This window comes from Martelella radicis, from assembly GCF_014196625.1.
Taxonomy (GTDB): Bacteria; Pseudomonadota; Alphaproteobacteria; order Rhizobiales; family Rhizobiaceae; genus Martelella; species Martelella radicis.
The window spans coordinates 45900-63648 of record NZ_JACIDZ010000009.1 but is presented as its reverse complement, the minus strand read 5'-3'; the positions used below and the strand labels follow the sequence as shown (position 1 = coordinate 63648).

The 17749-nt window shown below is 62.6% G+C and carries 17 protein-coding genes; 7 read left to right on the top strand and 10 right to left on the bottom strand.

Annotation, left to right across the window (positions count from 1 at the left end; all coding sequences use genetic code 11):
• Window positions 1-67 precede the first annotated feature (67 nt).
• From prpC to GGR30_RS13775, 5 genes are all read left to right on the top strand, one after another.
• Window positions 68-1210: a bifunctional 2-methylcitrate synthase/citrate synthase gene (prpC, locus tag GGR30_RS13795; RefSeq protein ID WP_183487252.1), complete on the top strand. Its 1143-nt coding sequence runs from the start codon at window positions 68-70 to the stop codon at window positions 1208-1210.
• A 13-nt stretch (window positions 1211-1223) separates the two neighbouring features.
• On the top strand, window positions 1224-2141 hold the full coding sequence (gene prpB / locus GGR30_RS13790; protein WP_183487250.1) for a methylisocitrate lyase: 918 nt from the start codon (window positions 1224-1226) through the stop codon (window positions 2139-2141).
• 163 nt (window positions 2142-2304) lie between these two features.
• Complete coding sequence (locus GGR30_RS13785; protein WP_183487248.1) at window positions 2305-3933, top strand: DUF4153 domain-containing protein; 1629 nt, start codon at window positions 2305-2307, stop codon at window positions 3931-3933.
• Window positions 3914-4591 (top strand): response regulator, encoded by a 678-nt coding sequence (locus GGR30_RS13780; protein WP_183487246.1) that lies wholly within the window; start codon window positions 3914-3916, stop codon window positions 4589-4591. The genes GGR30_RS13785 and GGR30_RS13780 overlap by 20 nt, the downstream gene beginning before the upstream one ends.
• Complete coding sequence (locus GGR30_RS13775) at window positions 4588-5574, top strand: sensor histidine kinase (protein WP_183487244.1); 987 nt, start codon at window positions 4588-4590, stop codon at window positions 5572-5574. Before GGR30_RS13780 ends, GGR30_RS13775 begins: the two co-directional genes overlap by 4 nt.
• On the opposite strand, the gene hutC is transcribed toward GGR30_RS13775, so the two are convergent.
• The 8 genes from hutC to hutI all read right to left on the bottom strand — a co-directional run bounded on the left by hutC (window position 5569) and on the right by hutI (window position 14862).
• On the bottom strand, window positions 5569-6333 hold the full coding sequence (gene hutC / locus GGR30_RS13770; RefSeq protein WP_183487242.1) for a histidine utilization transcriptional repressor HutC: 765 nt from the start codon (window positions 6331-6333) through the stop codon (window positions 5569-5571). The two genes, GGR30_RS13775 and hutC, sit on opposite strands and share 6 nt — an antisense overlap.
• A gap of 11 nt (window positions 6334-6344) precedes the next feature.
• Complete coding sequence (locus tag GGR30_RS13765; protein WP_183487240.1) at window positions 6345-7136, bottom strand: ABC transporter ATP-binding protein; 792 nt, start codon at window positions 7134-7136, stop codon at window positions 6345-6347.
• Window positions 7133-7906: an ABC transporter permease gene (locus GGR30_RS13760; protein WP_183487238.1), complete on the bottom strand. Its 774-nt coding sequence runs from the start codon at window positions 7904-7906 to the stop codon at window positions 7133-7135. Before GGR30_RS13760 ends, GGR30_RS13765 begins: the two co-directional genes overlap by 4 nt.
• Window positions 7907-8151: 245 nt before the next feature.
• Window positions 8152-9096 (bottom strand): ABC transporter substrate-binding protein, encoded by a 945-nt coding sequence (locus GGR30_RS13755; RefSeq protein WP_183487236.1) that lies wholly within the window; start codon window positions 9094-9096, stop codon window positions 8152-8154.
• Between the two features lie 301 nt (window positions 9097-9397).
• Window positions 9398-11074, bottom strand: a complete 1677-nt coding sequence (gene hutU, locus GGR30_RS13750; RefSeq protein WP_183487234.1) for a urocanate hydratase — start codon at window positions 11072-11074, stop codon at window positions 9398-9400.
• 15 nt (window positions 11075-11089) lie between these two features.
• Entirely contained in the window at window positions 11090-11893 is an 804-nt protein-coding gene (gene hutG, locus GGR30_RS13745; RefSeq protein WP_183487232.1) for an N-formylglutamate deformylase, read from the bottom strand.
• Between the two features lie 219 nt (window positions 11894-12112).
• Complete coding sequence (hutH, locus tag GGR30_RS13740; RefSeq protein WP_183487230.1) at window positions 12113-13648, bottom strand: histidine ammonia-lyase; 1536 nt, start codon at window positions 13646-13648, stop codon at window positions 12113-12115.
• Window positions 13645-14862 carry an imidazolonepropionase gene (gene hutI, locus GGR30_RS13735; RefSeq protein ID WP_183487228.1) on the bottom strand — a complete coding sequence of 406 codons (1218 nt, stop codon included), beginning with the start codon at window positions 14860-14862 and terminating at the stop codon, window positions 13645-13647. The genes hutH and hutI overlap by 4 nt, the downstream gene beginning before the upstream one ends.
• An 88-nt stretch (window positions 14863-14950) precedes the next feature.
• On the opposite strand from hutI, the gene GGR30_RS13730 reads away from it, so the two are divergent.
• Window positions 14951-16303 (top strand): formimidoylglutamate deiminase, encoded by a 1353-nt coding sequence (locus tag GGR30_RS13730; protein ID WP_425488359.1) that lies wholly within the window; start codon window positions 14951-14953, stop codon window positions 16301-16303.
• A gap of 85 nt (window positions 16304-16388) precedes the next feature.
• Window positions 16389-16916, top strand: coding sequence for an RNA pyrophosphohydrolase (locus GGR30_RS13725; RefSeq protein ID WP_183487226.1), 528 nt, complete (start codon window positions 16389-16391; stop codon window positions 16914-16916).
• A 68-nt stretch (window positions 16917-16984) separates the two neighbouring features.
• On the opposite strand, the gene bfr is transcribed toward GGR30_RS13725, so the two are convergent.
• Window positions 16985-17470, bottom strand: a complete 486-nt coding sequence (gene bfr, locus GGR30_RS13720) for a bacterioferritin (protein WP_138746509.1) — start codon at window positions 17468-17470, stop codon at window positions 16985-16987.
• Window positions 17418-17747: a (2Fe-2S)-binding protein gene (locus GGR30_RS13715; RefSeq protein WP_183487224.1), complete on the bottom strand. Its 330-nt coding sequence runs from the start codon at window positions 17745-17747 to the stop codon at window positions 17418-17420. Before GGR30_RS13715 ends, bfr begins: the two co-directional genes overlap by 53 nt.
• Between the last annotated feature and the right edge of the window lie 2 nt (window positions 17748-17749).

Here is a 17749-nt window from a genome sequence, read left to right as displayed (position 1 = left end):
AACAGAGCCGCAGGGCCGGCCTTGAGGAGGGCCGGCGCCGCGCGGCGCATGATCGGGAGGAGAGATCATGACTGAAGCAAGGAAACCGAAGAAATCCGTGGCGCTTTCCGGCGTCGTCGCCGGCAATACGGCGCTTTGTTCCGTCGGCCAGAGCGGCAACGACCTGCACTACCGCGGCTATGACATTCTCGATATCGCCGACACCTGCGAGTTTGAGGAAATCGCCTATCTTCTGATCTATGGCGCATTGCCGAGCGCCGCCACGCTTGCCGCCTACAAGGCCAAGCTTTCCGCCCTTCGCGGCCTGCCGTCCGCCGTGCGCGGCGCGCTGGAGCTTTTGCCGGCCGCCACCCACCCGATGGACGTGATGCGCACCGGCGCTTCCGTGCTCGGCTGCGTGCTGCCGGAGGCTGCGGACCACAACAAGGCGGGGGCGCGCGACATCGCCGACCGGCTGATGGCCTCGCTCGGCTCGATGCTGCTCTACTGGTATCACTTCTCCCATAATGGCCGGCGGATCGATGTCGAGACCGATGACGCCTCGATCGGCGGGCACTTTCTGCATCTTCTCCACGGCAAGGCGCCGAGCGAGAGCCATGTGCGGGCGATGCACACCTCGCTCATTCTCTATGCCGAGCACGAGTTCAACGCCTCGACCTTCACCGCCCGCTCGATCACCGGCACCGGCACGGACTTCTATTCCGCCGTCTGCGGCGCGATCGGGGCCTTGCGCGGGCCGAAACACGGCGGCGCGAACGAGTTCGCCTTCGAGATCCAGAAGCGTTACGACACGCCGGAGGAGGCCGATGCCGATATCCGCGAACGGGTGGCGCAGAAACAGGTGATCATCGGCTTCGGGCACCCGGTTTATACCGTTTCCGATCCGCGCAACAAGGTGATCAAGGAGGTCGCCCGCGCGCTCTCCGAGGAAGCCGGGTCGATGAAGATGTTCGACATCGCCGAACGGATCGAGGCCACCATGGCGGATGCGCGCAGCATGTTCCCCAATCTCGACTGGTTCTCGGCCGTTTCCTATCACATGATGGGCGTGCCGACGGCGATGTTCACGCCGCTCTTCGTGATTGCCCGCATGGCCGGCTGGGCGGCCCATATCATCGAGCAGCGCGAGGACGGCAAAATCATCCGACCCGCCGCCAATTACACCGGCCCGGACAACCGGCCCTTTGTGCCCATGAATGAGCGAGCCTGACAGGATTAGCGCCATGCCCTATCTGATTTCCGCCGACCTTCCGCAAGAACCCGCAGGCCTGCGCCTCCGCCGCCAGGTGGAGGCGGGCGGCATCGTCACCATGCCCGGCGTTCACAACGGCATGGCAGCGCTCCAGGCGAAGAAGGCCGGCTTTGACGCGCTTTATCTTTCGGGCGCGGCGATGACGGCGTCGATGGGCATTCCGGACCTTGGGATGATCACGGTCGACGAGGTCGCCTTCTTCATCCGCCAGATCACCCGGGCCAGCGGCCTGCCGCTGCTTGTCGACGGCGACACCGGCTATGGCGAGGCGCTGAACGTGATGCACATGGTCCGCACCTTCGAGGATGCGGGGGCGGCGGGCGTCCATATCGAGGACCAGCTTCTGCCGAAGAAATGCGGCCACCTGAACGACAAGAAGCTTGCCGACCCGCACGACATGGCCGCCAAGATCGCCGCCGCCGCCAAGGCCCGCCGCAATCTCTACATCATTGCCCGCACCGATGCGGCGGCGAGCGAAGGGATCGACGGCGCGGTGGCGCGGGCCAAGCTCTTCATGGAAGCCGGCGCCGACGCGATCTTCCCGGAAGCGCTGACCAATGTCGACATGTTCCGCGAATTCGCCGCCCGCATGGAGGGCGTGCCGCTTCTCGCCAACATGACCGAGTTCGGCCGCACGCCCTATATGACGGCGTCCGAATTCGAGGAAATGGGCTACCGGATGGTGATCTTCCCGGTGTCCTCGCTGCGGGTGGCCAACAAGGCGCAGGAGCGGCTGTTTTCGACATTGAAGGAAACCGGCTCGACCAAGGCCATGCTGGAAGACATGCAGACCCGCGCCGAACTCTATGAGACGATCGACCTTGCGGCCTACGAAAAACTCGACGCCTCGATCGTCGCGACGGTGCTGCCGACGATGGACAAGGAATAAGGCGGCGGCGCTCCGGGCATCCCCTTCGGCTCAACCCGTTGAATGAGGCCGGCCTTCAGCGGACGGTCTTTTTTCTTGCCGCCTGCACGATTTCTGCACGGATCATGCACACTGAACGCAGGCCACATGCCACACCTTGCTCCGGCAATGAAAGGAGCAAGAGATGCCTTCCAGGATCGTATTCCATGGCGTACCGCAGTCGATTTTGCAGGACGGCTGGTGGCTGAGCGAAGCTGCACAATTGCCCGCGGCGAACCCACCACCCGCGAAGAATGGGTCTGGACAGGCCGACAACGCCTCCCCGGCCACCGAAGGGCCGCATCACAGGAGACAACAGTCCGGCAGGGGCGTCTTGCTCCTGGCCATCGTGGCGCTGGCGCAGTTCCTTGTTATCGGTGTCAGGGCCGGCAGCATTCCCCTCTTGCTGATGGCCGCCGCGATTTACGCCTGTGCCTGTCTTTATCGCAAGCCGGCGCGAAAACCGTTTGCGCCGGCGCTTCTGCTTGCCGCTTCCGCCCTTCCGCTGATCGAATATGACCAGTTCCTCTCACGTCTCTTTCTTTTCTTCGGCCTGCTTTCATCCATTGCCTGGCTTCGCCTGGGTCATCCGGCAACATCCGAAAGCATCGCCCGGGCAACACTGAGCCTTCTGAAACGCCTCCCCTTTTCCGCTATCGCAAATCTGACAAAGGCCGTTTTCACCTGGAACCGGGCACTTGACATCAGGGGAGCCGGTGGGCCGGATGACCGTGCGATAAGCGTTTTTTTTCGCAAATGGGCCCTGTCGGCTGCCGGCTTGCTCGCTTTCGGGCTGTTGTTGTTTGCTGCCAACCCGCTTTTGTTCAACTTCGCCAACAGGCTGTGGCATCTCGAAATCGACAAAACGGCCCTGATCGTCAGAACGCTCTGGGGACTTGTGGTCGCATGCCTTGTCTGGCCGGCACTTGCCACCGCCTGCGAAGCAAAGACCGGGCGCAGACACCTGAAGATACCGGGTTACAATGAAGAGGCCGTCGTTCGCGCGCTTTTTGTTCTCAACGCACTGGTCGCCATCCAGACAATCATCGATTTCGCCATTCTTTCCGGTGGCGCTTCCCTGCCCTATGGCATGACCTATTCAGCTTATGCCCATCAGGGAGCCTACCCGCTCCTGGCTATCGCTGTCCTGGCGAGCGGTTTCATTCTCATCGCCCGGCCCTTTCTGCAAACCAGTCGTTTGGTCCGGCCATTGCTGACGCTTTGGGTCGTCCAGAACATCCTGATTGCCTGTGCCGCCCTGCTGCGCCTCGACCTTTACGTTCATGCGCGTGGCCTGACCCACTTGCGTCTGGCGGCAGGGATATGGATGCTGCTGGTGATTGCCGGATTTCTGCTGGCGCTCTGGCAGATTTTCAAGGGCAGATCCAATCACTGGCTTATCAAGCGCAGCACCATTCTGGCAGCGGCCACGCTTTATGCATGCTGCTTTGTCAATTTCAGCGCGATCATCGTGACTGCCAATCTGGCAATAGCCGAGGGGCCGGAGGTAACTGTTCTTGATGGACGCTATCTCGGATCCCTTCCCTACACAGCCTTGCCGGGCTATGCCGGTGCATTGCAAGCGCATCCCGGAATGGACGAACGCCAGTTGATCAACCACCATCTGCTTTGCATGCACCGGGCAGGCAATGATGAGGCCGACCATTGCCCTCAGCCCCTTGACTGGCGCAGCTTCAATCTGCGTGAATGGCGCACCGACCGCTATGTCGAAGCCAGAGACGAAAGAGAAAAACGTGAAAATCCTGCTGGTTGATGACGACCCGCGACTGCGCGACCTGGTGAGACTGGCGCTGGAACGTGCGGATTATGAGGTCGTTACCGCCGCCGATGGCCGCATTGCGCTTGTTCATGCGGCACGCGAAAGACCGGATCTCATCGTACTCGATATCGGGCTGCCGGAGATGGACGGTTTCGAGGTCTGCCGCCGCATTCGCGCCGCATCCGACGTGCCCATCCTGTTCCTGACGGCGCGGGATGATGAAATCGACAGGATTGTCGGACTGGAGCTTGGTGCGGATGACTATGTCACCAAACCCTTCAGTCCGCGCGAACTGGTGGCCCGGACACGTGCGATTCTCAAACGCACCGGCGGAGGGACCGCAACGCGGCGGCTTTCTCATGGCGCAATCACACTCGACCCGGCAGCCTGTCTTTGCAGCGCAGGCGGCACGGAGCTGGCGCTGACCGCGATGGAATTTTCCATTCTCGCAAGCCTTTGCAAAAATCCGACGCAGGTTTTTGCAAAGAACCGCCTGTTGGACGAAATCTGGGGGCCGGGCAGCCAGGTTTCCGACCGCACGCTTGACAGCCATTTGCGCAATCTGCGCCGCAAGCTGGCCGATGCCGGTCTTCCCGACGCCATTGAGACCGTTCATGGTATCGGTCTGAAAATGGGAAAGGCGGAGAAATGAGTTCGCACTGGCGACCCTCGCTCGCCTTCGTCCTCGGCGGCGCATTATCCGGCACATTGTTTCTGTCCTTTTGCGGCCTTGTTGTCTTCCGCTATCTCGGGCCGGCTATCGGCTTTCGCGAGGCGGCGATCTTACTCGGCAGCCTGATTGCGCTGGCGACAGGTTTTCTCGGCTGGCTATTGGTGCGTTTGCTGATGCGGCCCATTCTGGCGCTCAGAAGCTATGCTGCGGCCGCCCGCAACCCTGGCGCAGAACACCCGGCTTTGCCATCCCGCTTCGGCACCAACGAATTGAAGGATACGGCACTCAGCATTGTCGAGATGGCCGAGGCCCTGCGCGAACATGAAAGCGCCATTCGCAGTCACGCCGATCATGTGACCCACGAAGTAAAGTCTCCAGTCACCGCGATTTTCGCCGCCACGGAAATGCTGGCGGACAGTGACCGGCTTTGCGACAGCGACCGCCATCTGGTCGCACAAATCGAAGGCGCCGCCGAACAGATACGCACACAACTGGAAGCCTTGCAAAAGGCGACGAGGGCGCGGACGTCTTCACACCGGGGTCTGACTCGACTGCGGGCGCTGGAACCGGAACTCATCCGCGAACGCCCCGGCCTTGCCATCGCCATTGAAGGCGGCGATGTGGCGATCCCGCTCGCGGCCTCCGGAATGAGGATCATCCTGAGCCAGTTATTACGCAATGCCGAAGATCATGGCGCAACTTGCGTGACACTTGCCGCTCAGGAAAGCGGCAAGACTGTCGAGGTGACGATTGCCGACGATGGAAGCGGTATCTCACCGGGTAACCAGGACAGGGTTTTCGACCCCTTCTTCACTACCCGCCGCAGCGAGGGGGGCACCGGCATGGGACTTGCCATCGCCCGCAATATCATCGCCGCGCATGGCGGCACAATCGCGCTTTCGCCCGCCGGATCAACGGTAACAGGCGCCTGTTTCCTGATCTGCCTGCCCCGGCATTCATGAAAGGCGGGCGGACGGGCCGAATTGGGCGACCAGTGTGTGCATGTCTCCGGGATAGGTCAGTGTGACATGGGTGACCGAACCGGCCGCATTCCAGGTTCGCCGCGCGATGACGAGGCAGGGCGTGCCTTCCTTCAGGTCGAGCAACTCCGCCTCCGCGCGGGCGGCCGCGCATGCATTGATGCGGTGTTCGGCGGCGCTCCACGGCACCTGCTCAAGCAGCCACGAGCCGGGTGGCGCATCGGAAAAATCGGCCGTTTCGGCCTGCGGCACCTCTTCCAGATTGATGAGCCTGTCTTCCAGACAAAATGGGCGCGATCCGGCGATATGCAGGGTTTTGACATGCCGGACATGTGCCGGACCGTCGAGCCGCAGCCGCTGCCGGTCTTCATCGCTCGCCAGGCGTCGGCACGACTGCAGGATGCGGAAAGCATAGGCAAGCCCGAGCGCCCGCACCTCTCGCTCAAGCTGGTGGATTTCCAGAACGGCAGACAGCACTTCCGGCTGGCGCACATAGGAGCCGGACTTGCGGCGGCGCTCGATCAGGCCCTTCTTGACGAGTTCCGACAGCGCCTTGTTCACCGTCATGCGCGAACAGCCATATTCGGCGGTCAGCTCGTGCTCGAAGGGAATGCGCGTGCCCGGCGGCCATTCACCGGAAACGATCCGGTCCTCGACATCGCGCTGGATGCGGGCGTGCAGCGCCAGCGGCTTTTTCTCGATCTTCCGGGAAACGCTTTCGCGCGCGCGTTCGTCAGCCATCGGCGTCCTTTTCAACCCCGGCTGACGGCGGCAACCACCTCGGCGCGGATTTCCTCCGTCAACTTCATGCGAAGCTTGGCGAACTCGGGATCGGCCTTCAGATGATAGTCGCGCGGATGCGGGAAATCGACCGGCGTGATCGACGAGATGCGTCCGGGACGGGCCGACATGGTGACGACGCGCGAGGCCATGAACACGGATTCCTCAATGTCATGGGTAACGAAGATCACCGTCTTCTTTTCCCGCTCCCAGATGCCGAGCAGCAGTTCCTGCATCAACCCGCGCGTCTGGTTATCGAGCGCGCCGAAGGGCTCGTCCAGAAGCAGGATCTTCGGGTCATTGGCGAGCGCCCGGGCAATGGCCGTGCGCTGCTGCATGCCGCCGGAAAGCTGTTTGGGCCAGTGATCGGCAAAGCCGGTTAGGCCCACCCGGTCGAGATAGTGGTCAACGGTCTCGCGCAGTTCCTTGTCGCGAACGCCCTTTTCGCGCAGGCCGAAACCGACATTCTCGCGGATCGTCAGCCAGGGAAACAGGGTGTAGGACTGGAAGACCATGCCGCGATCGGCGCCCGGTCCCTTGATCGCCTTGCCCTCCAGCAGCACCTCGCCGGTGGTCGGCCTGTCGAGGCCGGCCACGATGCGCAGGAGCGTGGACTTGCCGCAGCCGGACGGGCCCAGAATGGTGACGAAATCGTTCTTTTCCAGCGTCAGGTCCGTGGGCGAAAGCGCCTCGATCGGCGCGCCGCCCTTGCGGCCGGGAAAGACGCGCGAAACGCCCTTGATCTCAAGTTCCGGCGCGCTCATGCGAACCTCCAGGCAAACAGGACGCGGTTGGCCATCTTGAAGGCGAAGTCCGAGATCAGGCCGATGACGCCGATGACGATGATGCCGAAGATGATCTGGCCGGTGGCCATCAGCGCCTGCGAATTGATGATCATGTAGCCGATGCCGGACGACGCGCCGATAAGCTCTGCAACGATGACATAGGTCCAGGCCCAGCCAAGCACGAGACGCAGCGTTTCGGCGATATCCGGCGCCGAGGCCGGCAGCAGCACGCGCCGAACGATACCGCGATGCGAGGCGCCGAGCGTATAGGCGGCCTCGACCAGATCCCGCCTGGTATTGGCGACATAGACGGCGACCATGAGGATGATCTGGAACACCGCGCCGATGAAGATGACGAGCAGTTTCTGCATTTCGCCGATGCCGGCCCACAGAATCAGCAGCGGCACAAAGGCGGATGCGGGCAGATAGCGCGCGAAGGAGACGAAGGGCTCCAGCAGCGCCTCGATCGGCTTGTAGGCGCCCATGGCGATACCGAGCGGCACGGCGATGACGGAGGCCAGCACAAAGCCGCCGACCACGCGCCAGACGGTGATGCCGATATCACCGAGGAAACCCCGCTTCGACAAGAGCCACCAGCCATCCTGCAGCATGGTGATCGGGTCTGCCAGGAAGGTTTTCGAGACAAAGCCGCCAAAGGTCGCAAACGACCAGCCGGCAAAGAAGATGGCGAAGAACAGGATGCCGAGAGAAATTCTCAAGGTCGGGCTGATCGGCTCAAGCGGTTTCATTGGGTTTTCCGTGGTTTGGGCAGCGGTGGGTTGCGATCCGTTGTTGCATCTGGTTGCGCTCGCCTCGCACTCCCACCAATCCCCCCTTGAGGGGGAGATGTCGCGAAAGCGACAGAGAGGGGTAGAGGGCGCAAGCCCTCAAAGCCGCAATCTCCGTGCTCTCGGATAGGGTTCACCCCCCTCTGCCCTGTCGGGGGCATCTCCCCCTCAAGGGGGGAGATTGATCGGGGGCTATGTGGCTTGCCTCACTCCTGGATAAACGACGGATCGGCGAGCGTCGACAGGTCCGGGATCTCGCGGATCACGCCGGCATCGAGCAGAAGCTCGGCCGCATCCGACGAGAAATCGTTGAACTCGCCGCCGAAGAAGGCGATCGCCGCATCGCGGTCCTGCCATTCGAGATACTGCGCCGAGCCGGCGAACTGCTCTGCCGACTGGTTCACATCCGCGCCCATGATGCCATAGGCTTCTTCCGGGCTTTCGGCGATCATGTCGAGCGCTTCGTAATAGGACGTGGCGAGCGCCTTGGCGGCATCCGGGTTTTCCGCGAGGAAGGCCGGCGTGCAGCCGAACGTGTCCATGACGGCCGGGTAGTCGAGCGTGGTCGCGATGATCTTGCCGGCGTCCGGCGCTTCGCGGACGGACGACAGATAAGGCTCGTAGGTCATCGCCGCATCGTTCTGGCCGGCGATGAAGGCCTGGGCGGCCGGGCCCGGCTCGAGATTGACGACCTTGACGTCATCCATCGTCATGCCGTTTTCCTTGAGGATCCAGGCGAGATAGAAATAGGGCGAGGTGCCCGGCGCGGAGGCCGCAACGGTCTTGCCCTTGAGATCCGCGATCGATTCAATGTCCGAACGCACGACCATGCCGTCAGCGCCGTGGGACTTGTCGAGCTGGAAGATCTGCGTGGTCGGCACGCCGGCAGCGGCCCAGACGATCCAGGTCTCGACCGTGGTCGCGGCGCACTGGATGTCACCGGAGGCCAGCGCCAGATGGCGGCTTGCCTGCGGAATCTTGACGAGATCGACATCAAGGCCATTCTTCTCGAAAATGCCGGCTTCCTTGGCCAGCGTCAGCGGTGCGAAACCAGTCCAGCCGGAAAGACCGACGGCGACCTTGGTCTCCTGAGCATATGCGGATGTCGCCAGAGCCGAAGCTGCGATGGCGGTTGCTGCAAGCCATTTCATGTGAAGAACCCCTCTTCTACGGGCGTCTTGGCCCTTGTTGCGAGGATGCCAGTGTAGACGGGATTCGATTTTGTTGTCTAGACATAACAGACGCAGCAAACGCAGTTGTTCATCATGGAAGACCCTCATCCGGCCTTCGGCCACCTTCTCCCCAAGGGGAGAAGGGGAAGCCGGCGAAGCCCTGATTTGCCGCTTGCGCCGCGATGGCGGCTTGCTCCCCCTCGCCCCGCAGGGGAGAGGGTGGCGCGGATGCGCCGCGTGAGGGGCGGATCCGCTGCGTTTATTGTTCTACTCAGACCGATCAGTTCCCGAGAATACCCGGCAGACGCAGACCGTTTTCCTTCGCGCATTCGATGGCGATTTCATAACCGGCATCGGCATGGCGCATGACGCCGGTGGCCGGGTCGTTCCAGAGCACGCGACCGATGCGGCGGGCGGCATCGTCGGAACCATCGCAACAGATCACCATGCCGGCGTGCTGGGAAAAGCCCATGCCGACGCCGCCGCCGTGATGGAGCGACACCCAGGTGGCGCCGGACGCGGTGTTGAGCAGCGCGTTCAGGAGCGGCCAGTCGGACACGGCATCGGAACCATCCTGCATGGATTCCGTCTCGCGGTTCGGCGAGGCGACAGAACCGCTGTCGAGATGGTCGCGGCCGATGACGATCGGAGCCTTCAACTCGCCGTTCCTGACCATTTCATTGAAGGCAAGGCCAAGCCGGTGGCGATCGCCGAGGCCGACCCAGCAGATGCGCGCCGGCAAGCCCTGGAAATGAATGCGCTCACGCGCCATGTCGAGCCAGTTGTGCAGGTGGGTGTTGTCCGGCAGCAGTTCCTTGACCTTCTGATCGGTCTTGTAGATGTCCTCCGGATCGCCGGAAAGAGCGGCCCAGCGGAACGGGCCAACGCCCTTGCAGAACAGCGGACGAATATAGGCCGGGACGAAACCGGGGAAATCGAAGGCGCGCTCGCAACCCTCTTCCTTGGCCATCTGACGGATATTGTTGCCGTAATCGACGGTCGGAATGCCCTTGTCCCAGAAGGCGAGCATGGCCTCCACATGGGTGCGCATCGAAGCCCGGGCAGCCTTCTCCACGGATTTCGGATCACGCTCGGCCTTCTCGCGCCATTCGCCAAGGCTCCAGCCGGCCGGCAGATAGCCATTGACCGGATCATGCGCCGAGGTCTGGTCGGTGACGATATCGGGGCGCACGCCCCGCCTGACGAGTTCCGGCAGTATCTCCGCCGTATTGCCGAGCAGACCGACGGATTTCGCCTCGCCCGCCTTCGTCCAGGCGTCGATCATGGCGAGCGCCTCGTCCAGCGTCTCGGCCTTTTCATCGACATAGCCGGTGCGCAGGCGGAAATCGATGCGGGTCGGATCGCATTCGACGGCGAGGCAGGAGGCGCCGGCCATGACGGCGGCCAGCGGCTGCGCGCCGCCCATGCCGCCGAGGCCGCCGGTGAGGATCCACTTGCCCTTGAGGTCACCATTATAGTGCTGACGGCCGGCCTCCACGAAGGTTTCGTAGGTGCCCTGCACGATGCCCTGCGCGCCGATATAGATCCACGATCCGGCCGTCATCTGGCCATACATCATCAGGCCCTTCTTATCGAGCTCGTGGAAGTGATCCCAGTTGGCCCAGTGCGGCACGAGGTTGGAATTGGCAATCAGCACGCGCGGCGCATCGGCATGGGTGCGGAACACGCCGACAGGCTTGCCCGACTGCACCAGCAGCGTCTCGTCATTCTCGAGCGTCTTCAGCGTCTCGACGATTTTATCGAAATCGCCCCAGGTGCGGGCCGCGCGGCCGATGCCGCCATAGACGACCAGCTCATGCGGCTTTTCGGCGACATCCGGATCGAGATTGTTCATCAGCATCCTAAGCGGCGCTTCGGTGAGCCAGCTCTTGGCATTGAGCTCCGTGCCGGTCGGGGCGTGGATTTCGCGGGCATTGTGTCGCGGATTGTCGGTCATGGCTTGTTCCCTCTTTTACATGCGCGCGGAGAACGACAGGCGTTCGATCCGCTCCAGAATATCCTGCAGATGGCGGCGCAGCTTTTCCGCCTTGGCCTCGTCATAGGCAAAGGGCGGCGCTTCGGTTGTCAGATGGGTCGATTGCGCCAATTCCATCTGGATGGCGTGAATGCCGGTTTCGGGTTTTCCATAGTGCCGCGTCGTCCAGCCGCCCTTGAAGCGGCCATTGACGGCATGATCATAGCCATCTGCGAGAGAGACGACGCCCAACACCGCCGCCTCGAATTCGGACGCGCAGGTGACGCCGAGATTGGTGCCGATGTTGAAATCCGGCAGCTTGCCTTCGAACAAGAAGGGAATATGCGAGCGGATCGAATGGCAATCATAGAGAATGGCAATGCCGTGCTCCTGCCGCACGCGCTCAAGCTCGGCTGCAAGGGCTGCGTGATAGGTCCGGTGGAAGGCCTCAAGCCGTTCGGCGATATCGGCCTCGTCCGGCGCTTCGCCATCCTTCCAGATCGCGACGCCGTCAAAATCGGTTTCGGGCACCAGACCGGTCGTGTTCTGGCCCGGATAGAGGCTGACACCCGCCGGATCGCGATTGGCATCGATGACATAGCGATGGAAATTGGCCTTCACCATCGTCGCGCCGTCGAGCAGACCGTCATAGAGCCGGTCGACATGCCAGTCGGTATCGGCCAGCAGGCGACCATTCTCGTTCAGGCGCGCCTCGATTTCGGGCGGGACAAATGTGCCGGTGTGGGGGAAGCCCAGAACGACGGGCGATGAGCCACGGGTGACGGTTACGGGATCAGTCATCGGTTGTGTCCTCCTGTAGCGTTAGCCCCCTGATAAACTCCCCCCTCGAGGGGGAGATGTCGCGAAAGCGACAGAGAGGGGTATGGGCTTAAGCCACATGCATTGTGCTCTCGGAAAGGGTTCACCCCCCTCTGCCCCTGTCGGGGCATCTCCCCCTCAAGGGGGGAGATAGAAAGCCGGCCTTGCGCTCGGTGCATGTGGAAATCGTCACCCATGGGTTCACAAACTCAGTGCCGGCAGCAGGCCCGCATCGACCGCGCCGGTCAGCACGCCATCCTGAACGGCTGCAGCCGCCTTTTCCAGATCGCCGGCCATGTAGCGGTCATTCCCAAGAGCGGGCACGAGCGCGCGGAATACGGCAATCACGTCGTTCAATTGCGGGCTCGTTTGAAGCGGCGCGCGCAATTCAACGCCCTGCGCACCGCAAAGCGCCTCGATGCCGATGATGGCCGCGAGGTTTTCCGTCATCTGCAACAGTCGCCGCGCTCCGTGGCAGGCCATGGACACATGGTCCTCCTGATTGGCCGATGTGGGCGTGGAATCGACCGAGGCCGGATGCGACATCTGCTTGTTCTCGCTCATCAGCGCGGCAGAGGTGACCTCGGCGATCATCAGCCCGGAATTAAGCCCCGGCTTCTTTGACAGGAAGGCGGGTAGGCCGAAGGAGAGCGCGGGGTCCACCAGAAGCGCGATGCGGCGCTGGGCAATCGCGCCGATTTCGCAGGCGGCAATGGCGATCTGGTCGGCGGCAAACGCCACCGGCTCGGCGTGGAAATTGCCGCCGGAAACGACGCCGTCATCGGAAAGCACCAGCGGATTGTCTGTCGCCGCATTGGCCTCGACCTCCAGCGTGCGCCCTGCCTGCCGGAGGAGATCAAGGCAGGCGCCGTCGACCTGCGGCTGGCAGCGGATGCAATAGGGGTCCTGAACGCGTTCATCACCCTCGATATGGGAGACGCGGATTTCGGAGCCTTCCAGCAGGCCGCGCAGGCTGGCGGCCGCATCAATCTGGCCCTGGTGGCCGCGCAGCGTGTGGATATCCGGATGGAAAGGCGCGGGCGAGCCCATGGCCGCATCGGTGGAGAGCGCGCCGGTGACCAGTGCCGTCTGGGCGCAGCGGAAAGCGCGGAAGAGGCCGGCAAGCGCCAGCGCCGTGGAGACCTGCGTGCCGTTGATCAGCGCAAGCCCCTCCTTGGCTACCAAAGTGACCGGTGTGAGCCCCGCCCTTGCCAATGCCTCGGCGCCGGAAAGCCGCTCACCGGCCAGGAAGGCCTCGCCCTCGCCCATCATCACCGCTGCCATATGGGCAAGCGGCGCAAGGTCGCCGGAGGCGCCGACGGAGCCCTTTTCGGGGATCAGCGGGGTGACGTCCTTTTCGATCATCGCCTCGATCAGCCGGACGAGTTCCAGACGCACGCCGGACGCGCCGCGCCCGAGCGAGATCAGCTTCAGCACCATGATCAGACGGACGATCTCGGCACAAAGCGGCGCGCCGACCCCGCAGCAATGCGAGAGGATCAGATTGCGCTGCAGGGTGGCCGTATCGGCGGCGTCGATCTTGATCGAGGCGAGCTTGCCGAAACCGGTATTGATGCCATAGACCGGCGCGTTGCCGGCAGCGATCCGGGCAATGCGGGCGGCGGCCTTTTCGACGGCTGCGTCACAGGCCGGTGCAAGCCTGACGGGCTCGACACCACGATAGACCTCCTCCAGCACGCCAAGCGAAACGGAACCGGGTTCAAGGGTGATTGTCACAGCCGGACCTCCTGGCCTTCAGCATAAAGGCGATCGAGCGGATTGAAACCGATGCGGTAGACCAGTTCTGCCGGCGCATCGATATCCCATATGGCGATGTCGGCCGCCTTGCCGGCTTCGAGCGTGCCTGTTTCTTCCGTCAAGCCGAGGGCGGCGGCCGCGTTCCGGGTGACGCCGACCAGGCATTCCGAGACAGTCAGGCCGAACAGCGTCGCGCCCATGTTCATGGTCAGGAGAGCAGAAGTCAGCGGCGAGGTTCCGGGATTGCAGTCGGTCGCAAGGGCGATCTTCGCACCTGCGTTTCGCAGGGCGGCGATGGGCGGAAGCTGCTTTTCCTTCAGCGTGTAGAACGCGCCGGGCAGGAGCACCGCGACGGAACCGGCAGCGGCCATCGCCTTCGCGCCGGCATCATCGAGATATTCCAGATGATCGGCGGAAAGCGCGCCGAAGGAGGCCGCCATTTCCGCGCCGTGGAGATTGGAAAGCTGTTCGGCATGGAGCTTGACCGGTAGGCCGAGCGCCGATGCCTTTTCGAACACCGGTTTCAATTCCTCTGGCGAAAAGGCAATGCCCTCGCAGAATGCATCAACGGCATCGACAAGGCCCTCCGCATGGGCAGCCTCGAGACCGGGCAGCACCACCTCCGTGATGTAATCGCCGTTGCGGCCCTTGTATTCCGGCGGCGTGGCGTGGGCTGCGAGATAAGTGGTCTTGATGCGAACGGGGCGCAGCGCGGCAAGACGGCGGGCGGCGCGCAGCATCTTCAGTTCGGCCTCGACGTTGAGCCCGTAACCGGACTTGATCTCGATGGTGGCAACACCTTCGGCAATCAGCGCGTCAAGCCGCGGCAGAGCCGTTTCGACCAGATCGTCCTGCGAAAGCGCATTGGTGGCCGAGACCGTGGAGACGATGCCACCGCCGGCGCGGGCGATCTCCTCATAGGGCACGCCCTCGAGCCGCATCTCGAATTCCTTCGCGCGGCTGCCGCCATAGACGATGTGGGTGTGGCAATCGATCAGCGCTGGCGTGACCAGCCTGCCGCCGCAATCGACCGTCTCGAAACCGGCGCAGTCCGCCGGCAGACCGTCTTCGGGCCCGACATAGGCAATCCGCCCGTCGCGGACGGCCAGAACGCCGGAGACCGGAGCAATGTCATTGCCGGTCATGGCGCAAAGGCGGGCATTGGTAAAAAGCGTGTTCGGCGCAGAACGCATCTCTTTCCCCTTATTGTCTTGGTTGATTATTATGTATATACATAACGAAACGATCGGCAAGAACAAATTTCGAGGCGGAACCGACCAGATGCCAATGACGATCTTCGCAGAAAACGTGCTGACACCGGAAGGCTGGCGCTCGAATGCGCGTCTTTCGCTCGACGCGGGCCGCATTTCCGGCCTCGCCTTCGATCAGACGCCTGAGCCTGGCGACGAGCGCCACGGGATCATCGTGCCGGCCGTGGCCAATCTCCATTCCCATGCCTTCCAGCGCGCCATGGCCGGCCTTGCAGAGCGCCGCGGCCCGGCCAGCGACAATTTCTGGAGCTGGCGCGAGGTGATGTACCGCTTCACCTTCGCCATCGAACCGGACGAGGTCGAGGCGATCGCGGCACAGCTTTACATGGAAATGCTGGAAGCGGGCTTTTGTCGCGTCGGCGAATTCCACTATCTGCACAATGACAAGGACGGACGCCATTACGGAAACATCGGCGAGATGGCCGAGCGCATTGGCGCTGCCGCGTCCGAGACCGGTATCGGCCTGACGCTGCTGCCGGTCTTCTATGCCCATTCCAATTTCGGCGGCGCGGAACCGAACAATGGCCAACGCCGCTTCATCCATGATCGCGACAGTTTTGCCCGCCTGATGGAAGCCTCGGCAAAAGTGGTTGCCGGACTGGAAAGCGCCGTCCTCGGCGTTGCGCCGCATTCTCTGCGTGCCGTCACCCCGGATGAGCTCGAATTTGCCGCAAGCCTGACGGACGGTCCGGTGCACATGCATATCTCCGAGCAGACGAAGGAAGTCGACGACTGCCTTGCCTGGAGCGGCAAGCGCCCGGTTGAATGGCTGCTCGACAATACCGGCGTCGATGGGCGCTGGTGCCTGATCCACGCAACACACATGACGGACGCCGAGACCGATGGCCTTGCAATGTCCGGCGCGATCGCAGGCCTTTGCCCCGTGACCGAAGCCAATCTCGGCGACGGCATCTTCCCCGCAAGCCGTTTCCTTGGCGCGGGTGGCGCTTTCGGCATCGGTTCGGACTCCAATGTGCTGATCGGCCTTGCCGATGAATTGCGCCAGCTCGAATATGCCCAGCGTCTCGGGGAGCGCGCCCGCAACGTGATCGCCGAAACCGGTGGCACGACCGGTCGACGCCTGTTGGACGGCGCGCTTGCCGGCGGCGCTCGGGCCATGGGTATCGAGGCCGGCATTTTCGAAGGCGCGCCGGGAAACTTCTTCTCGCTCGATGATAGCGCCGCCCCCTGGCTGAAGGCGGATCAGGCGCTCGACGGCTTCATCTTCGCAAACCAGGCGAGGCCGGATTGCGTCTGGGTGAATGGCACAAAGCAGGTCGAGGGAGGGCGTCACCGCAAGCGCGCGGCGATCGCCGCCCGCTTCCGCAAGGCAATGACGGCACTGATGGAACGCTCGGCATAGGCGCATACCCCTTTGGCAGGCTTTCGCGGCGTGGTAGGAAAGAGGCACATTCCTATCCGCGCCTACCCCTCCCAAGGAGCCCGCCATGTCTGACGCACAACTTCGCCCCAAGGCAGAAGACCTCCCCTATCGCCCCAATGTCGGCGTGATGATCCTGAACCCCGAAGGCCAGGTCTGGCTCGGCCGCCGCCTTTCGGAGGGCAATTCGGAATCCGATGGTTCGCCGCAGCTCTGGCAGATGCCGCAGGGCGGCATCGATCCGGGCGAGGCCCCGCTTGAGGCAGCCAGGCGCGAGCTCTACGAGGAGACAGGCATGAAGACGGTCGAGCTTCTCGGCGAATCAAGGGGCTGGATCAATTACGACCTGCCCGAGCACCTGATCGGCATCGGGCTCAAGGGCCGCTATCGCGGCCAGACGCAGCGCTGGTACGCCTTCCGCTTTCTGGGGTCCGATGGCGAGATCGCCATCAACCCGCCGCCGGACGGGCACATGCAGGAGTTCGATGCCTGGCAGTGGACCGATATCGACGAACTTCCCGGCCTGATCGTGGACTTCAAGCGCGCGGTCTATGAACAGGTGGTCGCCGAATTCCGGCATCTTGCCAGGGGCTGACCCGGAACGCAAAAAAAGGCCCAAACCGCTGTGGTTCGGGCCTTCGAAATACAAAAAGCGAACGCGCCTTACTCGGCTTCGTCGGTCGCGCCGGCGTTCAGCTGGGCGTATTTCTTCTCGCCGAGGGATTCCAGGAGTTCGAGCTGCGTTTCGAGGAAGTCGATATGGCCCTCCTCGTCGATCATCAGTTCCTCGAACAGCTTCATGCTGACGTAATCGCCAGCCTCGTGACAGATATCACGGGATTCCTTGTAGGAATTGCGCGCCTCATATTCGCCGGCGAGATCGCCTTCCAGCACTTCCTTCACCGTCTGGCCAATGCGCAGCGGCGCCACGGTCTGGAGGTTCGGATGGCCTTCGAGGAAGATGATGCGGTCGGTCAGCTTGTCGGCGTGGTGCATCTCTTCGATGGACTCGGCACGCTCCTTGGACGCCAGCTTGGTCAGGCCCCAGTCCTGCAAAAGACGATAATGCAGCCAGTACTGGTTGACGGCTCCGAGCTCAAGAAACAGCGCTTCGTTCAGCCGCTCGATTACTTTTTTGTCGCCTTTCAACGTCCGTTCTCCTTTTTTCTTCCTGGAACTTCTTCAGGCGGCTCAAAAAATCACAAAACTCGGCGCCGGTCGAGTCGCGATTGATGTGATACTGCTCGGAGGTACGGACGATGATATCGATGACGTTTGGGAAGCAGCCGCAGCAGCGGCCACGCTTCTGCATGCGGTTGTAAACCGTGCCGGGCACGATGATGCGCCAGCAATCCTCATCGAGGAGCTCGTTCACCACGTCGACAATTTCTTTTTCGGTTACAAAATTACAGCTACAGACAAGCATGC